This is a genomic window from Streptomyces sp. ATCC 21386 (assembly GCF_018728545.1).
Lineage (GTDB): Bacteria > Actinomycetota > Actinomycetes > Streptomycetales > Streptomycetaceae > Streptomyces.
On sequence record NZ_JAAVVL010000001.1, the window covers coordinates 5,022,120 to 5,045,876 of the forward strand.

A 23,757-nucleotide genomic window follows, 5' to 3' on the forward strand; every position below is an offset into this window, starting at 1 on the left:
CCGGGTGCCAGGGCCGAGCGCACGGATCGAGCACCCGGATGCCGCATGTCATGCCGCCGGCAGCGTGGGCCGCACCTGCCGCAGGAAGGCGGTGTTGTCCGGTGTGGCGCGCATCCGCTCCAGCAGTGTCTCCAGGTTCGCCTGCCCCTCGCGTGACCGCAGGACCTGCCGCAGACCGCGTACGGCCGCCAACTCGCCCGCTGTCAGGAGGAGTTCCTCGCGGCGGGTGCCGGAGGGGGTGATGTCGACGGCGGGGAAGACCCGACGGTCGGCGAGGGCGCGGTCCAGGCGGAGTTCCATGTTGCCGGTGCCCTTGAGCTCCTCGAAGAAGAAGCCGTCGGCGCGGGACCCGGTCTCCACCAGGGCGGTGGCCAGGATGGTGAGGGAGCCGCCCTCCTCGGTCAGCCGAGCGGCGCCGAAGAGCCGCTTGGGGCCGTGCAGGGCGGCGGCGTCCACTCCGCCGCTGAGGGTGCGGCCACCGGACGCGGCCGCGTTGTTGTGGGCCCGGCACAGCCGGGTCAGGGAGTCCAGGAGGATCACCACGTCCTCGCCCTGCTCGACGAGCCGCTTGGCGCGCTCCACGACGAGTTCGGCGAGCGCGATGTGCTGCTTGGGGGACCGGTCGAACGTCGAGGCGTACACCTCGCCCCGCACGGAGCGCCGCATGTCGGTCACCTCCTCGGGCCGTTCGTCGAGCAGCACCACCATCAGGCGGGCCTCGGGGTGGTTGGCGGCGATCGCGGCGGCCACCTGCTGCAGCAGGACGGTCTTGCCGGTCCTGGGCGGGGCCACGATCAGCCCGCGCTGCCCCTTGCCGACAGGGGCGACGAGGTCGACCAGACGGCCCGTCAGACCGCTCGCCGGGTGTTCGAGCCGCAGCCGCTCGCGGGGGTGCAGCGGCGTGAGGTCGCAAAAGTGCGGGCGTGCGCGCAGCTCCCCGGGCGTACGGCCGTTGATCCGCTCGACCTCGGTGAGGGTGCGCCGGCCGTCGCGCAGGCCCTCGACGGTGTCGCCCTTGCGCAGGCCGTACCGGCGGATGAGCGCCGCGGGGACCTGCGGGTCGGAGGGGGTCGGCAGACAGCCGTCGACGCGCAGCTGCCCCTGCCCGCCCTGTGTGGTCTCCAGGACGCCGGTGACCCGGACCGGCGGCCGAGATTCGGTGGAAGTGCGTTCGAGAGTGGTGGTGGTCATGGGGGGAGGTCCTTTCGAGGACGTGAGGAAAACGCGAGAGGGGGGAGGGGAAGGCGCACACCCGGAGCGTGGCCGAGCCGTGCACGGCCGCGTTGCGAGAGGCGGCCCGTGCGTCGCGGGTGGTTGCGCTGAAGCCGACGGCCGGTCGGGGATCGACGGGCGGTGCGGCGAGAAAGACCTCAGGATCCATGGGATCCGAGAGAGAGTGGCAACGGCGCCCGAGAAAGGGCGATACACACGTGCCGACTTGAGCATACCACCATCGGTGGCTGGCTGTGGAGAGTTCCTTACCGACGGCTTACCCGTGGTCGTTGAACTGATCTCGCGGAGCTCCCGTACAGATGGGGGCACCGCCAGCGGTCTTCGCACGGAAGGAACGTCGCGTGTCGCTCTTCACGCGCTCCAGCCCCTCGTCCGACACGGACGAGACGAGCAAGCCCTCGACCGAGGACGCACCGCCGAAGGCCGTCGACCCCGTCCGCCGATGGCACGGTTACCGGACTGCGTTGCGGACGAAGTACCCCGTCGCGGCGCGGAGCGTGTCGTGGGGCGTCACGGGACTGGCCGCCGCCCTGGTCCTCTTCGCGCTGCTGATGCCCGGCAAGGCCGAGTACTTCGAGGCACGGCAGTTTCTGCGGCTGCCCGTGGAACCGATCCTCGCCGCCGCCCTGATGCTGGTGCTGCCCCGGCGGCCGAGGCTGGTCGCGGCGGTCGTCATCGGGCTCGGCCTGGCCGCGCTGGTGGTCGTGAAGGCACTCGACATCGGCTTCAACCAGTTCCTCGGCCGCGGCTTCAACGTGGTCCTCGACTGGGGCCTGCTGGACGACGCCGAGTCGTACGTCCAGGACACGCTCGGCCCGACGGGCGCGACGGCCGCCGTGGTCGGCCTCGTGGTCCTCGTGCTGCTGCTGTTCGCCGTCATGGCGCTGGCGGTCGTGCGGCTCGTCGCCCTCCTGGTCCGCGACCGGGACCGGGCGACCCGGGGCACCATCGTCGCCGGGACCGTGTGGATCACCTGCGCCGCACTCGGCCTGACGCCGATCCAGAACACGGCGGTCGCCTCGAGGAACACCATCGGTTTCGTGCAGGACCGTCTGGACCGGGTGCGGGAGACCCTGCGGGACGAGGCCGCGTTCGCCAAGGAGGCCAAGAAGGACGAGTTCGCCGATGTGCCCGCCGACCGGCTGCTGACCGGACTGCGCGGCAAAAACGTCATGATCACTTTCATCGAGAGCTACGGCCGCGCGGCCCTGGAGGACCCGGCCGTCGCACCGGGCGTGAACGCGGCCCTCGACGAGGAGGGCAAGGCCCTGACCGACGCCGGGTTCGCCGCGAGGAGCGGCTGGTTGACCTCCGCGACGTACGGCGGCAGCAGCTGGCTCGGCCACTCCACGTTCCTGACGGGCCTGTGGATCGACAACCAGAGCCGCTACCGCACGGTCACCGCCGGCGAACGCCTCACGCTGCCCGGCGCGTTCCACAAGAGCGGCGCCTGGCGGACGGTCGGCATCGTGCCCGGCGTGCAGAAGAACTGGCCGGAGGGCGACTTCTACGGTCTCGACAAGGTCTACGACTCCCGTGATCTCGGCTACCAGGGGCCGAAGTTCAGCTGGTCGACCATGCCCGACCAGTACGCCCTCACCGCCTTCGAGCGCCTGGAAGCCGCCAAGAAGGGCGACAAGCCGCTGATGTCGGAGATCATCCTGACCTCCAGTCACCAGCCCTGGGCACCGCTGCCGGAGATGGTCGGCTGGGACGAGGTCGGCGACGGCTCCGTCTACCGGGACATCGAGAAGGCCGGCAAGGACCCCGCCGACGTCTTCACCGACCCCGTCAAGGTCAAGGAGGAGTACGGCAAGTCCGTCCAGTATTCGCTGCACAGCCTCCTGCAGTACGTGGAGAAGTACGGCGACGAGAACACCGTCCTGGTCTTCCTCGGCGACCACCAGCCCATGGCGAGCGTCAGCGGCAACGGCGCGAGCCACGACGTACCGGTCACCGTCGTGGCCCACGACCCGAAGGTCCTCGACCGGATCGCCGACTGGGGCTGGTCCGACGGCCTGCGGCCCGGCGACGACGCCCCGGTCTGGCGCATGGACACCTTCCGCGACCGTTTCCTGACGGCGTACGGCGAGGAGCCGAGGACGGCCGGCTCGCCCGCGCCGTAGAGGTGCCACCCCGGCGCGGGCATGCGTGCCGCGCCGGCTAGTCGGCGAGCTCGAAGATTCCGTGTCCGAAGCCCTGTGCGGTGATCGTGCCGTCCGTGATCTCCACGCCCCGCCCCTCCAGGGCCCCGCGGACGGCGCGCCCGTACGACCAGCCGGCGGTGTCGCGCCGGGGGTTGACCACCACCAGATAGCGCCCGCCCCGGACGTACACGAACGGACTGCCGGTGTGCAGCACCTCCACCGAGCCGCCGGAGCCCAGTTCGGGGGTCCGGCGGCGCAGGGCGATCAGGCGGCGGACGAGGTGGAGGAGCGAGGCGGTGTCGGCGCGCTGGGCGGCGACGGTCGGGCGGTCGGGGGAGGGGTCGAGGGGGAGGTAGAGGCGGTCGGCGGGGGCGGTGGAGAAGCCCGCGTTCGGGGTGTCGTCCCACTGCATGGGGGTGCGGGAGCCCGCGCGGTTGTAGTCGGCGCCGAGGACGCTGCCCTCCTTGTCGGGCAGGCCCGGAAGGTAGCGCATGCCGATCTCGTCGCCGTAGTAGATCGCCGGGAGCGTCGGCCAGGTCAGCTGGAAGACGAAGGCCGCGGGCAGCTGTTCGGGCGTACGGGGGCCGCAGTTGAGGCGGGAGAAGTCGTGGTTGGCGCTGGGCAGGGAGATGAAGCCCGTGTCGCCGACGGCCGAACTCGCCTGCCGCCAGGCATCCACGAACGGGCCCGGTGAACCTCCACCGCCCGCGTCGAAGAAACAGTCGAGGGGGTCCCAGTTCCCGTGGACCGTGCCCGTGCTGTTGTTCCACAGCGAGCGCAGGGCGAGACCGTCGGTGGGGCCGCCGAAGTGCAGGAAGAAGTCGGCGTGGAAACCGGCCGGGATCGACACCTCCGGCTCGCCCCACTCGGCGAGCAGCACGGCGTCCGGGTGAGCTGTGTCCAGCCAGTGCCGCAGTTCGGTCCAGACCCGGGCGGTCTCGGCCCGGTCCGGATCGTCTTTCACGAGTGAGGCGGCCATGTCGACCCGGAAACCGGAGAGACCGAGGCGCAGCCAGTGGTCCATGATCGTGCGGAGGGCCTCGCGGTTGGCGCGTGGCCCGTCGGCGTCGACCGGCAGCCGCCACGGCTCGGCCGGATTGCCGCGTGCGTAACCGAAGTTGAGGGCCGGCTGGGAGTCGAAGAAGTTCGGCAGGTACGCGCCGGGCCGGGTGCCGGGGGAGGCGACGAAGCCCTCGGGCCGGCCCTCGGCCGTCCAGATGTAGCGGTGGTCGTCCGGGTCGTTCGCGGAGGCCCGGAACCACGGGTGGTCGATCGACGTGTGCCCGGCGACGAGATCCAGCAGGATCCGGATGCCCCGGCGGCCCGCAGCGTCGACGAGCCTCGCCAGGTCGTCGTTGGACCCGTAACGCGGGGCGACGTTCAGATAGTCCGCGACGTCGTACCCGGCGTCACGGAACGGCGAGACGAAACAGGGGTTCAGCCAGACGGTGTCGACGCCCAGCCAGGACAGGTGGTCGAGACGGTCGGTGATCCCGGCGAGATCCCCGATGCCGTCCCCGTCGGAGTCGGCGAAGGACTGCGGATAGATCTGGTAGAAGACGGCGTCGGCCAGCCAGGTCGGGGCGGGACGGAACGAAGTCATGCTCCGGACCCTAGGCGAGAGTCCGGGCCCGGCGCTGCCCCGAGTCAGGGCCTAAGCTGAGGTGATGTTCACCCCGCAAGGCCCCAGCCTCCGCGAACTCGCCGTTCAGGCGCTCTCCTCCGTCGAACACGGCTACGACCTGCTCGCGCCCAAGTTCGATCACACCCCGTTCCGTACCCCGGACTCCGTCCTGGAGGCGGTCGAGGCGGCCCTGTCGTCGATGGGCCCGTTCGAGGACGGCCTCGACCTCTGCTGCGGCACCGGGGCCGGGATGGAGGTGCTGCGCGAGGTCTGCCGGAAGAGCGTCACCGGCGTGGACATCAGCGCCGGGATGCTGGCCGTGGGCAGGGAGCGGGTGGGCTCCGGCACCACCCGCTCCCCGGGTCCCGGGGAGTCCGCCGACAGTCGATCGGGCTCCGGGGGAGCCTCGGCCGCAGGCGAAGGCCCCGGCCTGTCCTGGGTGCGGGGAGACGCCCTTGCCCTGCCCTTCGCCTCGGCCTTCGACCTGGCCGTCAGTTTCGGCGCGTTCGGGCACTTCCTGCCCGAGGAGCTGCCGCGCCTGTTCTCCGAGGTCCACTCCGTCCTCAGGCCGGGCGGGCGCTTCGCGTTCCCGCTGCCCGCCCCCGCCCCGGCCCGCTCCCCCTGGTACTGGGCAGCCCTGGGCTTCGATGCCGCGATGCGGGTGCGTAACGCGGTCTGGCGGCCGCCGTTCGTCATGTACTACCGGCCGTTCCGGCTCGGGCTCGTGCGGAGCGAGCTGGAACGCGCCGGCTTCGAGGTGGAGCTGTTCGTGCTGCCCGAGTTCGGCCGACGGTCCGACGGCAGCCCCCGCTGCCGCATGGTGGTGGCCACCCGCAGGGGCTGACGCGGAAGCGTCGGGCCGAGCCTCAACGAGTGGACTTCGCCGCCGACTTGATCAGTGCGGTCACCTTGTCCGGGTGCGACATCATCGCCACGTGCGAGGAGTCGACCTCGATCGTGTGCGAGCCCGCCCGCTTCGCCTGGAAGCGCTCCAGCGCGGGGGAGATGGTCTTGTCCTGGGTGGCCACCAGGAACCACGAAGGGATCGAGCGCCATGCCGCTGCCTGCGCGGTGGATTCGAACGCCCCTACGCTGACCGGGCGTTGGGACACCGCCAGCACCGACGTCGTGGAGCGCGGCAGATCGGCCGCGAACACGTCGTGGAACTTGTCGGGCTTGATCGCCACGTCGTGGTGGCCGGCCCCGTCCGGCAGCGCCTCCAACGCCGGGTCGAGCTCCGAGCCCGGGAAACGGTTCGCCAGTTCGCCGAGCACCTCACCCTTGTCGGGCATGAAGGCCGCCACGTACACCAGCGCCTTCACCTCGGGCACGGACGCGGCGGCCTCGGTGATGACGGCGCCGCCGTACGAGTGCCCGACGACGGTCTTCGGACCGGCGATCGTGCCCAGGAGCGAGGAGAGGTACGCGGCGTCCGACTGCAGGCCCCGCAGCGGATTGGCCGGGGCGACGACCGGATAGCCGGCCTTCTTCAGCCGTGAGACGACGCCGGACCAGCCGGAGGCGTCCGCGAACGCGCCGTGCACCAGGACGACCGTGGGCTTCGGTGACGTCCGGCCGGCGGAGGGGGCGGCGGCCGACGGGATGACCGTGGCGGCGAGCACCCCGACCGTGACGGCGAGGCCCAGGACCAGAGGACGGTGATGTCTGCGCATGCGTGTGTCAGCTCCTGACGAAGACGAGAAATCGGCGTCGAAGGACCGCTGTTCGCCGCGGGAGCGGCGATGGACCGCAGTTCGCTCGGGGTCGATACTGGCACCGGACGAGGGGCGGGAATCGACTGAGCGTGCACTGCCGCCGGACTCTCCGTGCAGGGTGAGCACACATCCCGGACCTAGGCGGGGCGGGTCGCCCCTTGGGTCACAGCGCGCTGTAGAGCGCGTCGACGAGCGCCATCTTGCGTGGGTCGTCGGCGATGTGCGGACCCATCCGGTTCATGACGTAGCCGAGGGAGACACCGGCCTCCGGGTCGGCGAGACCGCAGGAGCCGCCGTAGCCGTCGTGACCGAAGGCCCTGGGATTCGGCCCGTACGAGCCGTGCGGGCCGCTCAGCCACAGCCCCAGCCCGATCTCCGTGTCCCGGCCGAATCCCGCGCCGAGCACCAGGTCGCGGCAGGCCCCCTGTCCCTCGCGGACCCGCTCGGCCGCCCGCGCGGACAGCACCTTCCGGCCGCCCCAGGTACCGCGCAGCGCGAGGATCCCGTACAGCGCGGCCACCGCCCGCGCGGTGCCGTGGCCGTTGGCGGCGGGCACCTCGGCGGCCCGCCACTCGGCGGTGTTGGCCTCGGCCGCGCCGACCAGCGGGTTGGCGAGTGCGGCCAGCGCGGTGGGCGTCAACTGGGCGAAGGCCGCCGCCTGTTCGCTGGTGGTCGCGGCCGGCGGATGGACCAGCTCGGCCGCCCGTGACTCCTCCGTCTCCGGCAGCCCGACGGTGAAGTCGATGCCCAGCGGACCGGTCACCTCCCGCGCCAGGAACGCGCCCGGCAGCAGCCCCGACACCCGCCGGACCAGCTCGCCGACGAGGAAACCGAACGTCATGGCGTGGTACCCGGACCCGGTGCCCGGCTCCCACCACGGCTCCTGGGCGGCGAGTCGCTTGACGGTCAGCTCCCAGTCCAGGAGCTGCTCGAACGACAGGGGCTCACGGGGCCCGGCGAGCCCCGACCGGTGCGAGAGAAGATGCCGGACGAGGACGCCCTCCTTGCCGGCCGCCGCGAACTCCGGCCAGTACGTGGCCACGGGGGCGTCCAGGTCGAGCAGGCCCCGGTCGGCGAGGAGGTGCGCGCACAGTGCGGTCGGGCCCTTGGTCGTCGACCAGACGTTGACCACGGTGTCCCGCTCCCAGGGACGGGTCCGCGCCGCGTCGGCCCAGCCGCCCCACAGGTCCACCACCGGCTCTCCCCGCAGTGTCACGGTGACCGCCGCCCCCAGCTCGTCGCGCTCGGTGAAGTTCTCCTCGAACGCGCTGCGCACGGCCTCGAACCGCGCCTCGCAGTGACCCCGCACGTGAGACATGAACCCTCCGTCGTCCGCGGCCGTGCGCCGGGATCGCCGACCCCCCTGAACGTACCGACTGGTCGGACAGGAGGGAAGGCGTGCGACGGAACCGCGGCTACCGCTGCGGCCGCCCAGGCCGCCCGAGCAGGAACATCGGCGGGGCGGGCTCCGTGTGGACCGGGACCAGATGCCAGTAGTCCCGGGACTCCACCGCCAGGCCGGACGCGTCGAACCGGACGAAGACACAGCCCGCGAGGGTCTGCGGGTCCTCCTTGCTGACCTGGGACAGGACCCGGAACTCGGCCACGGCCACGCCGTCCGGGCCGACCATCGGCTCCGAGAACCGCACGTCCTCCACCCGCTCGTCGGTGAACGACCAGCGCAGGTACTCGGCGAGTTCGTCGTGGCCCCGGTGCGGCTCCCGGAAGGGCATGGACCGGTGCACGCAGTCCCGCGCGTACAACTGCAGGATCGCGTCGACGTCATGAGCCGCCCACGCCCGCTGCCACACCCCCACGAACCGCTCCGCGGCCTCGGCCGTGTCCATCAGGTCCCCCTCAGATCTGTGCGGCCAACCAGCGCAGCTTGACCGCCTCCTGGAACGGGCCGCCGCCCTCGTGGTCGTTGAAGTCGTAGACCTCGATGCGCTTGTTGGCCTCGGCCCACGCGTTGAAGGCCGCGAAGACCGTGGACGGCGGGCAGGTCTGGTCCTCCAGGGCCGCCGAGAACAGCGCGGCGGCCCGGCCGCGCGCGGCGAAGTGCACGGCGTCGAAGTAGGCGAGGGTGCGCCCGACCTGCTCCGTGCGGCCGCGGTGCGTCTTGAGGTACTTGCCGATCTCGCGGTACGGATCCCGGTCGGTGATCGTCGTGGAGCGCGGGAAGTCGCACAGGAAAGGCACGTCGGGTGCGACGGCCACCAGGTCGGGGACGAGTCCGCCGACCGCGATGGCGATACCGCCGCCCTGGCTGGTACCGATCACGGCGGTGCGCGCGGCGTCGGTGCGCGGATGCGCGCGGGCGGCCTCCACCGCGCGTACGGCGTCGGTGTAGACCCGGCGGTAGTAGTAGTTCTCGGGGGCGTCGATGCCCCGGGTCATGAAGCCGGGGAAGGCGGGCACGCCCGCCACCGGGTCGGGGGTGTCGCCGCCCCCGCCCCAGGCGCTGCCCTGGCCCCGGGTGTCCATGACGAAGTGCGCGTAGCCCGCCGAGGCCCACAGGAGATGGGTGTGGGGCAGGTCGCGCCCGCCGCCGTAGCCGATGAACTCCACGACGGTGGGTAGTGGTTCGGTCGCTCCGGCCGGGAGGACCAGCCAGCCCTTGACCGGGTGGCCGCCGAATCCGGAGTAGGTGACGTCGTGGACCTCGACCGTCCGCAGATGGGTCTCGACCGGCTCGAAGCGGGCGTCCAGGTCGTGTGCGCGGGCCTCCTGGAGCGTCTTCGCCCAGAAGGCGTCGAAGTCCTCGGGCTCCGTTGAAGCGCTTCGATAACCACGGAGCTCGTCCAACGGCAGGTCGAACAGGGCCATGAAGGACCACCTTCTGGGTTCTGGGGTGCGGATGATCACACCGTACGTGGGGCGTCGCGGCCCGCCAAGGGGGCTTTCCGGGGGTGCGACGCCCCACGGTTCACCCGTGGCCGGTACCGGCGCCGGTGCTCACCTCAGGTCGGCCGACCAGGGCTTGGACCTCGAAGTCCTCGTAGACGTTCTCCCGCTCCCGGGGGCCGAGACGGGAGCCGAGCCATCCCAGCAGGAAGCCCGCGGGGATCGAGACGATGCCGGGGTTCTGCAGCGGGAACCACGCGAAGTCGGACTGCGGATAGACCGACCCGGGGGTGGAGGAGACCACCGGCGAGAACAGCACGAGCAGTACCGAGGTGGTCAGACCGCCGTACAGGCTGAGCAGGGCGCCGCGCGCCGTGAACCCCCGCCAGAACAGGCTGTAGACGAGGGTCGGCAGGATGGCGGACGCGGCGATCGCGAAGGCCAGGAACGCGAGCGTGGCGGTGTTGGTGCCCCAGGCGAGGAGGGCGAACAGCATGCTCAGGACCCCCAGGATCACCGCGGCGATCCGGGCCACGGTCAGCTCCTGCGTCTCCTTGGCCCTGCCCTTGCGGATCACCTCGCCGTACAGGTCGTGGGCGACGGACGAGGCCGCGGCCAGCATGAGACCGGCGGCGACCGCGAGCAGGGTGACGAAGGCCAGAGCCGAGACGATCGCGGTGAGCACCTCACCGCCCAGTGCGTGGGCGAGGAGCAGGACGGCCGCGTCGCCCTTGTGGTCGATGTCGACGATGGCCTTGCGGCCGACGACGGCCGTGGCGCCGAGGCCCAGCACGCCGGCCAGCAGGCACACGAACCCGACCAGGCCCACCGCCCACACCACCGAGGCGCGCAGCACCCTGGTCCGGCGCGGTGCGAACAGCCGCATCATGACGTGGGGGAGCGCGGCGAGCCCCAGCACGATGGCCAGTTGGAGACTGAAGAAGTCGATCTTGCTGATCGGTCCCGCCCCGTAGCGCAGACCGGGCTGCAGGTACTGGTCGCCCAGTCCACTGCCCGTGGTGGCGGACGCCAGGAGGCCGTCGATGTTCCAGTCGAAGCGGTTCAGGACGAGGAACGCGAGCACCGTGACCCCGGCGACGAGCATCACGGCCTTGACCACCTGGATGAACGTCGCGCCGGGCATTCCGCCGATGGCCGCGTAGATGGTGACGATGGAGCCGATGATGATCACGGTCATCATGCGGGTGTTCGGGCCGGGTTCGCCGACGAACTGTGTCATCAGCGCGATGCTGCCGACCAGTTGGGCCACGAGGTACAGGGTGCACACGGAGAGCGTGCAGACGGCGAGGGCCAGCCGGACCTGCCGCTGCCGCAACGGGAGCCGGCGGGCCAGGGCGTCACCGAGGGTGAACTTCCCGGCGTTGCGCAGGGGTTCGGCGATGAGCAGCAGCACCATCATCCAGGCGACGACCGTGCCGCCGAGGTAGAGCAGACCGTCGTACCCGGTGAGGGCGACGAGGCCGGTGCTGCCGAGCAGGGTCGCCGCCGAGAGGTAGTCACCGCACATGGCGAGGCCGTTGCGCAGGGGCGACATGTCACGGTTGCCGAGGTAGAACTCGCCGATCTCGTCCCGCTGCGGCGCCGTCAGCAGGGCGGTGAACAGGCTGATCACGACGACGGTCAGGAACAGCACGAAGGTCAGCCGCAGGCTGAACGCGTCGGCCACGGTCGCGGAGACGGTCACCATGCGCCGAACCGCCGTCCGGCCGGAACCTGACGCCGCTCGGTCTCCTGCTCCTCCATCCGGGCGCGGAGCCTGCGGACGACCGGGTCGATGTTCTCGCGCATGTGCCGGACGTACAGGAACGCGGTCAGGCCCATGACGGCGAACTGTGCGAGGCCCAGGGCCAGCCCGAGCGTCAGATGTCCGGTCAATCGCTCATTCATCACCCCTGGCGCGAAACTCGACAGGAGGACATACGACAGGAATGCGCCGACGGACAATGCGGTCGCCGTTATCCCGAATCTGCGAAATGACGAGCTTATTGAATGAAATTCAGGGTCGGCGTGGATGGGCTGTCGGCTTGTCCGTGCGGGGGGCGGTGAGGCCGAACTCCCGTACCGTGCCGCGTGGTTGGACACAATGCACCCTCTTCGCTGCCTTATTCCTGTGGGGGGGAGGAAGCGGAGTATGGCAGCAAGGCAATTGAAGTATCAACTGCGTTGGACAAGTGGATTTTGTGGATGTTCCGGGGTGGCCTACACGCGCTGCGCAGCTATGAGCCGAGAATTGTTCGTGCTCCGCGTCAGGCCCAACGGTGTCCCCAGTCGGGCCCCGTCCGCGCCCACTCCCGCTCCCATTCGGCGAGCCGGTGCCGAATGGCGACCCGGCGGACCACGACGTGCCCGAGCAGCACCACGGTGACGGCGCCGCCCGTGGCGCAGGTCCCCATGGCCAGCGCGTGCTGCCAGACGGCGGTGTCGGACGGTGGCGGCGGGACGCTGCGCCCGGCCTCGTCCAGCCACACATCGGCACGGTCGCCGCGCTCGGTGCCCGCCGGGACCCGGGCCTCGCCGGTACGGGAGCCACCGTCGGGTTCGGTCCAACGTGCCCCCACCCAGTACCTGGGCTGCCTGTCGCCGTGCGCCGACGGCACGGACGCCGGCGCCCTCTCGACGACCACGGCGCTGACCCGGTCCAGCGTGGCGCGCTCGGCGGCGGCGTGCGCCCGCGCGTCCCCGTGGGCCCACCGGCCCACCACGACCCCGAGGGCCGGGGCGCCGAGGGCGAGCAGCAGCACGACGCACAGCACCGTCCACGCCTCGACGACGTCCGATCGTCGCCGCAGCGGGTTGGCGCGCCAACGCCACCCGAAGACCTGGCCTCGCATCTCGCCCTCCCTCACCGGCGCGGCCCTCTGATACGAGAACCCCGGTTAGGACTGGTCCGCACTTCCGGTGTACCCGAAAGAGGCCGGGATGGCATGGTTTGCGCCATGGATCAGGGTGGAAAGGCCGGATCCCGGGGCGTGCGGCACCCGCGTCGGACGGTCGGGCGGGGCAGCCCGGCCCGGCTGCCCGGGACGCGTGAGGGTCAGCCGAACCGTTCGATGCGGATGCGGTCCACCGGCTGTCCCGCAGCCACCAGCAGCCGCGAGGCGTGCTCGGCGAACGCGTTGGAGCCGCACACGTACGCCTCCCACCCGCCCGGTGGCCGCTCGGCCAGCACCGGCGCGACCTGCGCCGCCGACAGCCGCCCCACCGGCACGCCCTTGGGCGCCCGCCTGGTGAACACGGCCGTGGTCTCCGCGCCGTACTCCGCCGCGTAGATCAGCTCCTCCGGTCCGCGCGCGGACACCAGCAGCCGCAGGGGCACGTCGAGCGCCCGCCCGCGATGGTGGCGGAGCATCGACATCAGCGGTACGACACCGGAGCCGGCGCCGATCAGCAGCGCGGGCCGGTCCCCGGGCCAGGCGAAGAAACCGCTGAGCGGGCCGCGCACCTCCACCACGTCGCCCGGCCGGGCCTCGGTGTGGAACCAGCCGGAGACCTCACCGCCCTCGACGTGGTCCAGGGTCAGCTCGATGTGCCCCGCGTCGTCCGGCGGTGACGCCAGCGAGTAGTGGCGCTGCGCCGTGTAACCGTCACCGGCGGTCAGCCGCAGCATCAGGTGCTGCCCCGGCAGATGTCCCGCCCACCCGGGCACCGCGAACCGGAACGTGGACACGGCCGGCGTCTCCCGCCGGATCTCCGTCAGGGTGGCCGTCTGCCACCGGGCCGCCTCCCGGGTGCTCACGGCGATACGGCCGGGCACGGCGAACCGGGTGGGCGGCGAGAAGGGCGGGTGTGCCGCTGTCGTCTCGGCCGGTGCGGTCGGATCAGTCACCGATGTCGTCCCGGTCGCCGTTGTCGTCCCGGTCGACGTTGTCGTCTCAGTCACCGGAGTACCGCTGTTCCTCCCACGGGTTGCCCCGCGCGTGGTACCCGTTCTGCTCCCAGAAGCCGGGCTCGTCGTGGTCGAGGAGCCGCAGGCCGGCGATCCACTTGGCGCTCTTCCAGAAGTACAGGTGCGGCACCAGCAGCCGCGCCGGACCGCCGTGCTCGGCGGGCAGCGGCCGACCGTCGTACTCCCACGCGATCCAGGCACGTCCGCCGGTGAGGTCGGCGAGCGGGAGATTCGTGGTGTAACCGCTGTGCGAGTACGCGACCACGTGCGTGGCGGACGCGTCGGGCCGGACCGCGTCCCAGAACGCGTCCAGCGAGACGCCCCCGAAGCGCACCCCGAACTTCGACCAGCTCGTCACGCAGTGGATGTCGCCCTCGTACACCGAGGCGGGAAGTGCGTGCGCCTCGTCCCAGTCCCAGGTGCGGGGCTCCGCCACCAGACCGTCGATCCGAAACGTCCAGTCGGCGGGCGCGAGGTCGGGGGTGACCTCGGCCGACAGCACGGGCCAGTCGTCGCCGGCGTCGTACTGGCCGGGCGGCAGTCCTGGGTGGTGGACGCGAGGGCGTCCGGTGAAGCCTCGGGTGACGTTCATGGGGGTCCAACGTGACGGCGGCGGTTGCTGAGTCGTACAACCGTACGCGCCGCCGAGGCTGGCCCCGGCCCCGGGGCGGGGGAGGAGCCGGTGGGGGTGCAGAGCGGGAGCGGCACCGGGGGCGTCCGCCGGACCGGGTGGTTCGGGTACGGGCACGCCGGTGCGGCTCGGGCTCCCCGACCTGGCGAACGGCCTCGTCGCCCCCGGCGCCGTGCGCGGGGCGGGCGTTGGGCGTCACACCTCATGCCTCCCGAGGGTCGCGGCGGCGCCGCCCGGCCCCCGTCGGTCGGTCGTGACCATGGGGTAGGGTTGCCGGGCCAGTCAGTACGTGGACCCGGGAGGTGAGACCCATTACCGCTGTAGCAGGTCGGGTGCTCTCCCCTCGACGCGGCGCGGTGCCTCGCCGATAGGTCACCGCGGAGCGCCCTTCGGCCCACCGAAAGGCTCTTCGGCTGTCATGCCACTTCTCTCCCTCGCCTCCGTCGTCTCGGCACTGCGCGCCGCCGGTTGCGTCTTCGCCGAGGACGAGGCGGAGTTGATTCTCTCGACCGCCCGCACCCCGGACGACGCCGCCGCCATGGTGGACCGGCGTGTCGCGGGCCTGCCCCTCGAACTCGTCCTCGGCTGGGCGGAGTTCGCCGGCCTACGCATCACCGTGGAGCCCGGCGTCTTCGTCCCCCGCCGCCGCACCGAGTTCCTCGTCGAGCAGGCCCTCGCCACCGCCCCCCGCGCCCGTGTCGTCGTCGACCTCTGCTGCGGCTCCGGCGCGGTGGGTGCCGCCCTGGCCGCATCGCTCGACGGCGCCGAACTGCACGCCGCCGACATCGACCCGGCGGCGGTCAGCTGCGCCCGGCGCAACCTCGCGCCCTACGACGGCCACGCCCATCTGGGCGACCTCTACACCGCGCTCCCCGAGCGCCTGCGGGGCCGGATCGACATCCTCGCGGCGAACGTCCCGTACGTCCCCACCGGCGAGGTCCCGCTCCTGCCGAGCGAGGCTCGCGACCACGAGCCCCTGGTCGCCCTCGACGGCGGCACGGACGGCCTCGACGTCCTGCGCAGGGTCGCCGCCGAGGCCCCCGACTGGCTCGCCCCCGGCGGCTGTCTCCTCGTCGAGACCAGCCGCCGCCAGGCCCCGCCGGCCCTCGAAACCTTCCGCCGCTCCGGCCTGACGGCCCGCACGGCCGTCGCGGCGGAGGCGTACGCCCACGTGGTGATCGGCACCAGGGCCTGAGAATCCGCCGGTTCCCACGCGCCGACCCCGCCCGCCCGGCCCCTTCGCGGTCCTGCGCAACCTGATGTGGTCTTGCCCTCAGTCATTGTGCAACTAGTTGCATAATAGTCGTGGCGTCGTCTACAACCTTGCTGACGACGCCACGCACGGAGGGCCCCATGAGCCGTTACCCGCACCTGCTGAGCCCGCTGGACCTGGGCTTCACCACGCTCCCCAACCGCGTGCTCATGGGCTCCATGCACGTGGGCCTGGAGGAGGCCGAGCGCGGCTTCGAGCGCATGGCGGAGTTCTACGCCGCCCGGGCGCGCGGGGGAGTGGGCCTCATCGTCACCGGCGGCATCGCGCCCAACGAGGCCGGCCGTCCCTACGAGGGCGGCGCCAAGCTCACCACCGACGCCGAGGCCGACCGGCACCGCGAGATCACCGACGCCGTACATCGCGAGGGCGGCCGGATCGCGATGCAGATCCTGCACTTCGGCCGGTACGCCTACCACCGCGACCTCGTCGCGCCGAGCGCCCTGCAGGCCCCGATCAGCCCGTTCGTCCCGCACGCGCTCACCGACGCCGAGGTCGAGCAGACGATCGACGACTACGCGAACGCGGCCCGCCTCGCCCGCCGGGCCGGGTACGACGGCGTGGAGATCATGGGCTCCGAGGGCTATCTGATCAACGAGTTCATCGCCGCCGGGACCAACCGCCGCGACGACCGCTGGGGCGGCTCGTACGAGAACCGGATGCGCTTCCCCGTCGAGATCGTGCGCCGGGTCCGCGAGGCGGTCGGCGAGGACTTCATCGTCGTCTACCGGCTGTCGATGCTCGACCTGGTCCCCGGGGGCTCCACGCTCGACGAGGTGGTCACGCTGGCGAAGGCCGTCGAGGCGGCCGGGGCGACCATCATCAACACGGGCATCGGCTGGCACGAGGCCCGTATCCCCACCATCGCGACCTCGGTGCCGCGCGGCGCGTACACCTGGGTGACGAAGAAGCTGATGGGCGAGGTCTCCGTCCCGCTCGTCACCACCAACCGCATCAACACCCCTGAACTGGCCGAGGAGTTGCTCGCCGACGGTCATGCCGACATGGTGTCCATGGCCCGCCCGATGCTCGCCGACCCGGACTTCGTCAACAAGGCTCGCGAGGGCCGCTCCGACGCCATCAACACCTGCATCGGCTGCAACCAGGCCTGCCTGGACCACACCTTCAGCGGCAAGATCACCTCCTGCCTGGTCAATCCGCGCGCCTGCCACGAGACGGAACTCGTGCTCTCCCCGACCCGGCGGCGCAAGCGCGTCGCGGTCGTCGGCGCGGGCCCGGCGGGACTCGCCTGCGCGGTGAGCGCGGCCGAACGCGGCCACGAGGTCACCCTGTTCGACGCGGCGAGCGAGATCGGCGGCCAGCTGAACGTCGCCCGCAGGGTCCCCGGCAAGCAGGAGTTCGACGAGACGCTGCGCTACTTCCGCACCCAACTCGACGCGCACGGCGTCGACGTACGCCTGGGCACCCGGGTCACGGCCGACGACCTCGCGGCGACGGCGTACGACGAGGTCGTCGTCGCCACCGGTGTCACCCCCCGCACCCCCGAACTCCCCGGCGTCGACCACCCCAAGGTCCTCGGCTATCTGGACGTCCTGCGCGACAACGCTCCCGTCGGCGACCGCGTCGCCATCCTCGGCGCCGGCGGTATCGGCTTCGACGTCGCCGAGTTCCTGACCGACGGCGGGGAGAAGACGAGCGAGGACCCGGCCGCGTACTTCCGGCAGTGGGGCGTCGACATGGACTACCGCGCCCCCGGCGGTCTCGCCGCCCCCGAGCGGCCCGCGCCGCCGCGATCGGTCCACCTGCTCCAGCGCAAGACCACCAAGGTCGGCGCCGGACTGGGCAAGACCACCGGCTGGATCCACCGCACCGAACTCAAGCACCGCGGCGTCACCATGGTCCCCGGCGTCCAGTACGACCTGATCGACGACGCCGGGCTGCACGTCACCGTCGACGGCGTCCGCCAGGTGCTGGAGGTCGACACGGTCGTCCTGTGCACCGGCCAGGACCCGCGCCGCGACCTCTACGACGACCTGATCGCCGCGGGGCGCTCCGCACACCTCATCGGCGGGGCCGACGTGGCGGCCGAACTGGACGCCAAGCGGGCGATCAAACAGGGGACGGAGCTGGCGGCGGCACTGTAGGAGGGGGCCGCGGGCGTCCGGCCGAGGCGGCGCGAGCGGCCGTGGCCGGCCTCCGGCCTTCCTAGGATGGGCCCATGTCACTCCCGCACGCGATTCTCACCGCCCTGCTCGAGAAGCCCTCGTCGGGCCTGGAGCTGACCCGGCGGTTCGACCGGTCGATCGGCTACTTCTGGTCGGCCACGCACCAGCAGATCTATCGCGAGCTCGGGAAACTGGAGGGCGAGGGCTACATCCGGGCCCTGCCCTCCGAGCGGCCCGCCCGGGGCCAGAAGAAGAGCTACGAGGTGCTGCCGGCCGGCCGGGAGGAACTGGCCCGTTGGACCTCCGCGCCCCAGGACCCCAAGCCGTGGCGCGACGCGCTCTTCGTCCGGCTGCGCGCCGCCGCCGTGGTCGGCACCGACGGCCTGGAGGACGATCTGCGGCGCCATCTCACTTTGCACCGGAGGAAGTTGGCGGAGTACGAGCAGATCGAGAAGCGGGACTTCGGGCCGGGCCGGGACACGGCCCAGGACCGTCTCCAGCATCTGATCCTGCGGGCGGGGATCGATCTGCAGACCTTCTGGACGCAGTGGCTGACCAACGCCCTGGAGGAGTTCTCGACGCTGCCGGGGGACACCGGCGGCGGCGAGGACAGCGGTGGGGCGGGCGCCGCGGAAGAGGTCGGCGCGGAAGACATGAGCGGGAAAGACCTGAGCGTGAAGGACGTGCGCGCGGACGGCGGCGACAAGGTGGGGGACGGCCGCGCTGAGGAAGAGCGCGCGAGGCAGGAGTAGCGGGCCCCGTGGTCACAGACGGTGCGGCTTGGCCCGGCGGCGCAGGTACCAGACGGCCGCCCCGCTGCCCAGGGCCACCAGCGCCCCGCCGCCGACGAGGGTGACGGTGCCGTATTCCCGGGTCGCGCCGCCGACGCCGCCCATGACGCCGCGCGCCGGCGATGCCGTCGTGGAGATGGTGGGGGTCGCCGCCGTCACGATGACGGACTGGGTGCCCGCCGTGGTCCCGTCCTTGCACACCACGATCACGGTGTACGTGCCCGGGCCCACGTTCTCCCACGACGCGGACTGGGCGGTGCTGGTGCCGGTCAGGGTCACCTGACGCCCCTGGGAGAAGTTCGCCTGCCCGCCGGAGAGCAGCGAGGCGGTGCCGAACGTGCCGTTGGTGCTGTCGGGGCAATCGCTCGTGGTCACGCTGACCGAGGAGCCCGTGGTGCTCACCGAGATGCCCGTCGGCACCGCCGAGGCCGGCTGCGCGGTCAGGGCGATCGGCAGCGCGGCGGCGGCCACCGTCAGGCCGGAGCGGAGGAGTAGCTGAGACGTACGCATGGTCTGCCCTCCAGCGGCACGGTCGCGGCACATCCCTTGCGCCGCCGAGGTTCGGGGGACCCGTGCTGCCTCAGGGTGAGCCAACGTGCCCCGCGCCCCGCCCGCATGCGGACGACACCCGGGCAGGTGACGGATACCGCCGTGCGGGGGAACCGCGGCCCTCACCCGCCGGTGGTGACCGTCCGCTCCACCGAGAACCCGCCCCAGGTCCCGTCCGGCAGCTTGGCCCGGATCCGCACGCGGTACGTCACCCCCGCCTCCCGGCCCACATAGAAGTCGTACGAGGCCCGGCCCCGGGGCGGTGCTCCGCCCCACACGAGGGTGGTCGCCGGCCGCCCGTCGAGCTCGATCTCGTACTCCGTGACGACCCCGTCGACGAGCGGAGGAAGCCAGGACAGCTCGACGGAGTACGCCCCGTCGTGCCGGCGTGCTTCCGCACGGAACCCGGTGGGCGCGGTGCCCCGCCCGTCGTCCGCTCCCGGACGGGTGCTGAGCCGGACCTCCGCGCTCGCGGGCGAGACGTTGTCCGCGGCGTCCCGGGCCCGCACGGTGAAGGAGTACCGGGTACCGGGCCGCAACCCCGTGACCACGGCCGACGTCCGCTCCCCGCCCACACCGTGGATCTTCGAGCCGCCTTGCAGGATGTCGTACGACTCCACGTCCCGGTCGTCCCTCGACGGCTCCCACGACAACCGCACCGTCCCGCTCCCGAGCACCTTCCCGTCGAGGCGCTCCGGCCGACTCGGGGGTCGCCGGTCCGCCGGGCCGGCGGCGGGCGTCGTGGCGCGGACCTCCGCACTCGGCGGCCCGAGGTCCCCGGAGGTGCCGCGGGCCCGCACGGTGAACACGTACGTGGTGGAGGGCCTGAGCCGGGTGATGTCCACCATGTGCTCGTCGCCCGGCACATCCTTGACCTTGGTCCTGCCCCGGTACACCTCGTACGCGGCGATCTCCGAGTCACCGGGGGCCCGGTTCCACATGACGTGCACGCTGGTGGCGCTTCCGGAATCGGCGGTGACGCCGGGCGGGGCGGGCGGCGGGCGGCCGCCGGGGCGCTCCTCCACCGCGCAGCCGACGGTGAGGAGCAGCGAGCCACTGAGCGTGGGCACCAGGACGAGTGCCGACACGAAAACGCGTCGCACGATCTGCCCCCTCGATCGATGCGGGATTGGTCTGTACCTATCTCCATGTATGACATGACTGACGCGGTCACATCAAGAGGTGCGTTCGAGGTGGACGCGGTTCACGGCTCCGTGGGCGGCTACGTATGCTGGTGCTCCGACACGGCGTGAACTCGCCTCTGTGCCAGGCCCGTTCATGCCGTACGGCGCGGGCCGCTGTCGTCGCCGAACCCGCGCCGACGAGAGCGGCCGAGTGGCCGGGGCCGAGGCGAGCCCGGGCCCTCGGCCGCGCCCGTGGTCCGTCCGGCCCCCTCCCGGTGGCCGTTCTCTCCGACCCGCACCACCTTTGGGTGAGTGTCCGTCATGTCCCCCCAGGAGAGGGTTCCTCATCGTGCGAGTCCGCTCGTTGACGCTGGCCGCGGTCGGCGCCGCCCTGCTGGCCCCGGTCGCCCTGCCCGCCCTGGCCCATCCGCAGCGCCCCGCGCAACACGAGGGCGGCGTGACCGCCGCCGAGCTGCTGGCCAGGGCGCGCGGCTGTGTCCGGGTCTCCGAGGGGCTGTACAGCAGTGACGCCGGGAAGCCCGCAGTGATCCCGGTCTGCGGTGTCGACGGCGCGGTGCACTGGAAGGCGGACATGGACATCGACTGCGACGGCCGGCCGAGCCCGCGCTGCAACCGCGAGACCGACCCGTGGTTCCAGCCCGCCACGTCCTTCCTGCAGTCCGACGGGCGCTATCTCCGCTCCGAGAGCCTGCCGTTCGTCGTCGTCCCCGCCCCGAGCCGCGTCTGGGACTTCCGGGTGCACGGCATCAAGGGCGGCTCCGTCGCGGCTGTCGTCCACGGGGACCGGGTCCAGTACGCCGTCGTGGGCGACACCGGCCCGCAGAACATCATCGGCGAGGCCTCCTACGCCACGGCCAAAGGGCTCGGCATCCGCCCCGACCCGCGCACCGGCGGCACCGCCTCCGGGGTCACCTACATCGTCTTCGAGGACTCCGAGGTGACCCCGATCCAGGACCACGGAGCGGCGGTCGAACTCGGCGAGGCACTCGCCCGAAAGTGGGTGGAGGGCGCGGGGCTGCGCCGCGGGGCGGCGATGCGGGGCGGGGCGACGAACTGATTCCGCCGACGCTGGGGAGGCGCCGAACGGCCCCGCGTCCGCCGCCGACCGCCTGGCGGCACCGCGCCGACCGTCCGACGGTGCCGCGTCGTTCGCCTGGCCTCATCGCGGGGATCGTCCGACGGTGCCGCGTGGATCCCCCGATGCCACCTCGTGGATCGTCCGACGGTGTCGCTCCGTCCGCCCGGACGCCATCGCGCCGGGCGGACGAACGGCTCCCATCTTCCCGGCTCGGCCCCGGTCGCCGGCAGGTCGGGCCCCGTGGGGCCCGAGTGGGCTCGCCCACGTTAGTTTCGATCGCGGTGGGCTCGACCCGCGAGTTTCGATCGCTGGTGGGATCGGCCCGGGGGTGTCGGTCGCTGGTGGGCTCGGGCCCCCGGGGGTCGCCCTCCGGTCCGCCGGAGGGTCAGTCCTTCCGATACGTGTACGCCTCCGCGGCCGCGGCCGCCACCGTCGCGAGGTCCGCGCCCGTCGACGCCGTGACGACCGCAGCGACCGCGCCCTCGACGAACGGGGCGTCCACCAGGCGTGTGTCCGCCGGGAGTTCGTCGCCCTCGGCGAGCAGCGCCTTCACGGTGAGGACCGCGCTGCCGAGGTCGGTCAGGACCGCGACCCCGGCACCCCGGTCCACGGAGGCGGCCGCTGCCGAGATCAGTTCGGCGCTGGTGCCCAGCCCCCCGCCCTCGGTGCCCCCGGCCGGCGCGACGGGAACGGAGACCCCCGTGCCGGCGAGCCCCTGTGCCAGCTCGGCCACCGAGGCGGCGACTGCGGCACTGTGCGACACCAGCACGATGCCGACCCGCTTCTCCTCAGACATCGGCGGCCTCCGGGTCGGCGGTGGCGGCGAGGGCCGCGATCAGCAGCGCGGCGGAGGTGGCACCCGGATCCTGGTGGCCGATGCTCCGCTCACCGAGATAGCTGGCCCTGCCCTTGCGGGCCTGCAACGGCGTGGTCGCGAGGGCACCCTCCTCGGCCGCGGCCCGCGCGGCGGCGAACGACCCCGCGAGCGCGTCGACCGCCGGGATCAGCGCGTCGATCATGGTCTTGTCCCCGGGGGCCGCACCGCCCAGCGTCATGACGGCGTCGACCCCGACGCGCAGGGCGTCCGTGAGCTGGGCCTCGCTCACCTCGGCGGCGTCGCCGAGCGCCTTGCCCGTCCGGCGCAACAGAGTGCCGTACAGCGGGCCGGACGCGCCGCCGACGGTCGAGATGAGCTGCCGCCCGGCGAGCACGAGGACGGCGCCGGGCGTGTCCGGGGCCTCCTTCTCCAGCACGGCCGCCACGGCGGTGAACCCGCGTTGCAGGTTGCTGCCGTGGTCGGCGTCCCCGATCGGCGAGTCGAGCGCCGTGAGCCGCTCGGCATCGCGTTCGACCGAGGCCGCGGTGGCCGTCATCCAGCGACGGAAGAAGTCGGCGTCGAGCACGGAATCTCCTTGCGTGGTCAATGAACTGACGGGCAGTGAGGCATTCTGCCGCGGAGGGCGGTGCGAGCGCGGCCGTCGGTGCGCCCCGCTCACACGCCCCAGCGCAGACCCGGTGTCCGCACCGGCGCGTCGTACAGCCGCAGCAGCTCCTCGTCGACCTGGCACAGCGTCACCGACGCGCCTGCCATGTCGAGGGAGGTGACGTAGTTGCCGACGAGGGTGCGGGCCACGGCCACGCCGCGCTCGGTGAGCACCCGCTGCACCTCGGCGTTGAAGCCGTACAGCTCCAGCAGGGGTGTGGCACCCATGCCGTTGACGAGCAGGAGCACCGGGTTGCGGGGGCTCATGTCGTCCAGAATGGCGTTCACCGAGAAGTCGGCGATCTCCCGCGAGGTCATCATGGCGCGCCGTTCACGCCCCGGCTCGCCGTGGATTCCGACGCCCAACTCCAGCTCTCCGGAGGGGAGTTCGAAGGTGGGGCTGCCCTTGGCCGGAGTGGTGCAGGCGCTCAGGGCGACCCCGAAGCTGCGGGAGTTCTCGTTGACCTGCCGAGCCAGCGCCTCCACGCGCTCCAGCGGCTGCCCCTCCTCGGCGGCGGCCCCGGCGATCTTCTCCACGAACAGCGTGGCGCCCGTGCCACGCCGCCCGGCGGTGTAGAGGCTGTCGGTGACGGCCACGTCGTCGTCGACGAGGACCTTGGCGATCCGGATGCCCTCGTCCTCGGCGAGCTCGGCCGCCATGTCGAAGTTCAGCACGTCGCCGGTGTAGTTCTTCACGATGAACAGCACTCCGGCGCCGCTGTCGACGGCCGCCGCGGCCCGCACCATCTGGTCCGGCACCGGGGACGTGAACACCTCCCCGGGACAAGCCGCCGACAGCATCCCGGGTCCCACGAACCCACCGTGCAACGGCTCGTGCCCCGAACCACCCCCGGAGACCAGACCTACCTTCCCGTCCACCGGCGCGTCCCGCCGCACCACCACCCGGTTCTCCACGTCCACGGTCAGCTCGGGATGCGCGGCCGCCATGCCTCGCAACGCATCAGCGACAACGCTCTCGGCCACGTTGATCAGCATCTTCACTGCTACCTCCTGCAGACGTTCTCGGGCGAGCCGCTCAATTATTGATGGTGACGATCGACGGCGGTCGTAGGCGAGCTCCGGCGGTACTGACGCTGACTCCATACTGACCTCCATGACGGGACGTCAGGTGTCAGGGGTTGGCGGACAGGGTTCGGCGCATTCGCATCTGCAGGAAGTATCGACCGAGCAGCGGCGAAGGTCACGTGCCTGAG

The 23,757-nt window shown here is 72.1% G+C and carries 21 protein-coding genes and 1 pseudogene; 6 read left to right on the forward strand and 16 right to left on the reverse strand.

Annotated features, from left to right (window positions below):
* Window positions 1-48: 48 nt before the first annotated feature.
* On the reverse strand, window positions 49-1,191 hold the full coding sequence (rho, locus tag GWK25_RS21385; protein ID WP_215452142.1) for a transcription termination factor Rho: 1,143 nt from the start codon (window positions 1,189-1,191) through the stop codon (window positions 49-51).
* A gap of 383 nt (window positions 1,192-1,574) precedes the next feature.
* Between rho and GWK25_RS21390 the strand changes: the two genes are divergently transcribed.
* Window positions 1,575-3,359, forward strand: a complete 1,785-nt coding sequence (locus tag GWK25_RS21390) for a sulfatase (protein WP_215452143.1) — start codon at window positions 1,575-1,577, stop codon at window positions 3,357-3,359.
* 37 nt (window positions 3,360-3,396) lie between these two features.
* On the opposite strand, the gene GWK25_RS21395 is transcribed toward GWK25_RS21390, so the two are convergent.
* Window positions 3,397-4,983, reverse strand: coding sequence for an alpha-amylase family glycosyl hydrolase (locus tag GWK25_RS21395; RefSeq protein ID WP_215452144.1), 1,587 nt, complete (start codon window positions 4,981-4,983; stop codon window positions 3,397-3,399).
* Between the two features lie 64 nt (window positions 4,984-5,047).
* Here GWK25_RS21395 and GWK25_RS21400 point away from each other — a divergent pair, with 64 nt between their 5' ends.
* Window positions 5,048-5,848 (forward strand): class I SAM-dependent methyltransferase, encoded by an 801-nt coding sequence (locus tag GWK25_RS21400; protein WP_215452145.1) that lies wholly within the window; start codon window positions 5,048-5,050, stop codon window positions 5,846-5,848.
* 22 nt (window positions 5,849-5,870) lie between these two features.
* Here the strand turns inward: GWK25_RS21400 and GWK25_RS21405 are convergent, their stop codons facing one another.
* The 9 genes from GWK25_RS21405 to GWK25_RS21445 form a co-directional block, all read right to left on the reverse strand.
* Window positions 5,871-6,677: an alpha/beta fold hydrolase gene (locus GWK25_RS21405; protein WP_215452146.1), complete on the reverse strand. Its 807-nt coding sequence runs from the start codon at window positions 6,675-6,677 to the stop codon at window positions 5,871-5,873.
* A 205-nt stretch (window positions 6,678-6,882) separates the two neighbouring features.
* A complete protein-coding gene (locus tag GWK25_RS21410; protein WP_215452147.1) occupies window positions 6,883-8,037 on the reverse strand; it encodes a serine hydrolase domain-containing protein in 1,155 nt (384 codons plus the stop codon).
* A 97-nt stretch (window positions 8,038-8,134) separates the two neighbouring features.
* Window positions 8,135-8,566 (reverse strand): nuclear transport factor 2 family protein, encoded by a 432-nt coding sequence (locus tag GWK25_RS21415; protein WP_215452148.1) that lies wholly within the window; start codon window positions 8,564-8,566, stop codon window positions 8,135-8,137.
* Between the two features lie 10 nt (window positions 8,567-8,576).
* The gene (locus tag GWK25_RS21420; RefSeq protein WP_215452149.1) at window positions 8,577-9,545 is read right to left on the reverse strand and encodes an acetylxylan esterase; all 969 of its coding nucleotides are present in this window, start codon (window positions 9,543-9,545) and stop codon (window positions 8,577-8,579) included.
* Between the two features lie 100 nt (window positions 9,546-9,645).
* The gene (locus tag GWK25_RS21425) at window positions 9,646-11,271 is read right to left on the reverse strand and encodes a cation acetate symporter (protein ID WP_215452150.1); all 1,626 of its coding nucleotides are present in this window, start codon (window positions 11,269-11,271) and stop codon (window positions 9,646-9,648) included.
* Window positions 11,265-11,666 (reverse strand): DUF485 domain-containing protein, encoded by a 402-nt coding sequence (locus GWK25_RS21430; RefSeq protein ID WP_308404278.1) that lies wholly within the window; start codon window positions 11,664-11,666, stop codon window positions 11,265-11,267. The genes GWK25_RS21425 and GWK25_RS21430 overlap by 7 nt, the downstream gene beginning before the upstream one ends.
* 164 nt (window positions 11,667-11,830) lie before the next feature.
* Window positions 11,831-12,415 (reverse strand): hypothetical protein, encoded by a 585-nt coding sequence (locus tag GWK25_RS21435; RefSeq protein WP_215452151.1) that lies wholly within the window; start codon window positions 12,413-12,415, stop codon window positions 11,831-11,833.
* Window positions 12,416-12,618: 203 nt separating this feature from the next.
* Window positions 12,619-13,410 carry a ferredoxin reductase gene (locus GWK25_RS21440; RefSeq protein ID WP_215452152.1) on the reverse strand — a complete coding sequence of 264 codons (792 nt, stop codon included), beginning with the start codon at window positions 13,408-13,410 and terminating at the stop codon, window positions 12,619-12,621.
* Window positions 13,411-13,456: 46 nt separating this feature from the next.
* The gene (locus GWK25_RS21445) at window positions 13,457-14,062 is read right to left on the reverse strand and encodes a sulfite oxidase-like oxidoreductase (RefSeq protein ID WP_215452153.1); all 606 of its coding nucleotides are present in this window, start codon (window positions 14,060-14,062) and stop codon (window positions 13,457-13,459) included.
* A gap of 457 nt (window positions 14,063-14,519) precedes the next feature.
* Between GWK25_RS21445 and GWK25_RS21450 the strand changes: the two genes are divergently transcribed.
* From GWK25_RS21450 to GWK25_RS21460, 3 genes and pseudogenes are all read left to right on the forward strand, one after another.
* Complete coding sequence (locus tag GWK25_RS21450) at window positions 14,520-15,296, forward strand: putative protein N(5)-glutamine methyltransferase (RefSeq protein ID WP_215452154.1); 777 nt, start codon at window positions 14,520-14,522, stop codon at window positions 15,294-15,296.
* 158 nt (window positions 15,297-15,454) lie between these two features.
* Window positions 15,455-17,476, forward strand: a complete 2,022-nt coding sequence (locus GWK25_RS21455) for an NADPH-dependent 2,4-dienoyl-CoA reductase (RefSeq protein WP_215452155.1) — start codon at window positions 15,455-15,457, stop codon at window positions 17,474-17,476.
* 74 nt (window positions 17,477-17,550) lie between these two features.
* Window positions 17,551-18,090 (forward strand): annotated as a pseudogene (locus GWK25_RS21460) (PadR family transcriptional regulator); the annotation flags it as partial.
* A 171-nt stretch (window positions 18,091-18,261) separates the two neighbouring features.
* Here the strand turns inward: GWK25_RS21460 and GWK25_RS21465 are convergent.
* Both GWK25_RS21465 and GWK25_RS21470 read right to left on the reverse strand, forming a co-directional pair.
* Window positions 18,262-18,798, reverse strand: a complete 537-nt coding sequence (locus GWK25_RS21465) for a hypothetical protein (RefSeq protein WP_215452156.1) — start codon at window positions 18,796-18,798, stop codon at window positions 18,262-18,264.
* 161 nt (window positions 18,799-18,959) lie between these two features.
* Window positions 18,960-19,940: a fibronectin type III domain-containing protein gene (locus GWK25_RS21470; RefSeq protein ID WP_374200629.1), complete on the reverse strand. Its 981-nt coding sequence runs from the start codon at window positions 19,938-19,940 to the stop codon at window positions 18,960-18,962.
* Between the two features lie 370 nt (window positions 19,941-20,310).
* Here GWK25_RS21470 and GWK25_RS21475 point away from each other — a divergent pair, with 370 nt between their 5' ends.
* Window positions 20,311-21,039, forward strand: a complete 729-nt coding sequence (locus GWK25_RS21475) for a glycoside hydrolase family 75 protein (protein WP_215452157.1) — start codon at window positions 20,311-20,313, stop codon at window positions 21,037-21,039.
* A gap of 406 nt (window positions 21,040-21,445) precedes the next feature.
* Here the strand turns inward: GWK25_RS21475 and GWK25_RS21480 are convergent, their stop codons facing one another.
* From GWK25_RS21480 to dhaK, 3 genes are all read right to left on the reverse strand, one after another.
* Window positions 21,446-21,856, reverse strand: coding sequence for a PTS-dependent dihydroxyacetone kinase phosphotransferase subunit DhaM (locus tag GWK25_RS21480; protein ID WP_215452158.1), 411 nt, complete (start codon window positions 21,854-21,856; stop codon window positions 21,446-21,448).
* Entirely contained in the window at window positions 21,849-22,463 is a 615-nt protein-coding gene (dhaL, locus tag GWK25_RS21485; RefSeq protein WP_215452159.1) for a dihydroxyacetone kinase subunit DhaL, read from the reverse strand. The genes GWK25_RS21480 and dhaL overlap by 8 nt, the downstream gene beginning before the upstream one ends.
* 89 nt (window positions 22,464-22,552) lie before the next feature.
* Entirely contained in the window at window positions 22,553-23,545 is a 993-nt protein-coding gene (dhaK, locus tag GWK25_RS21490) for a dihydroxyacetone kinase subunit DhaK (protein WP_215452160.1), read from the reverse strand.
* Window positions 23,546-23,757 lie beyond the last annotated feature (212 nt).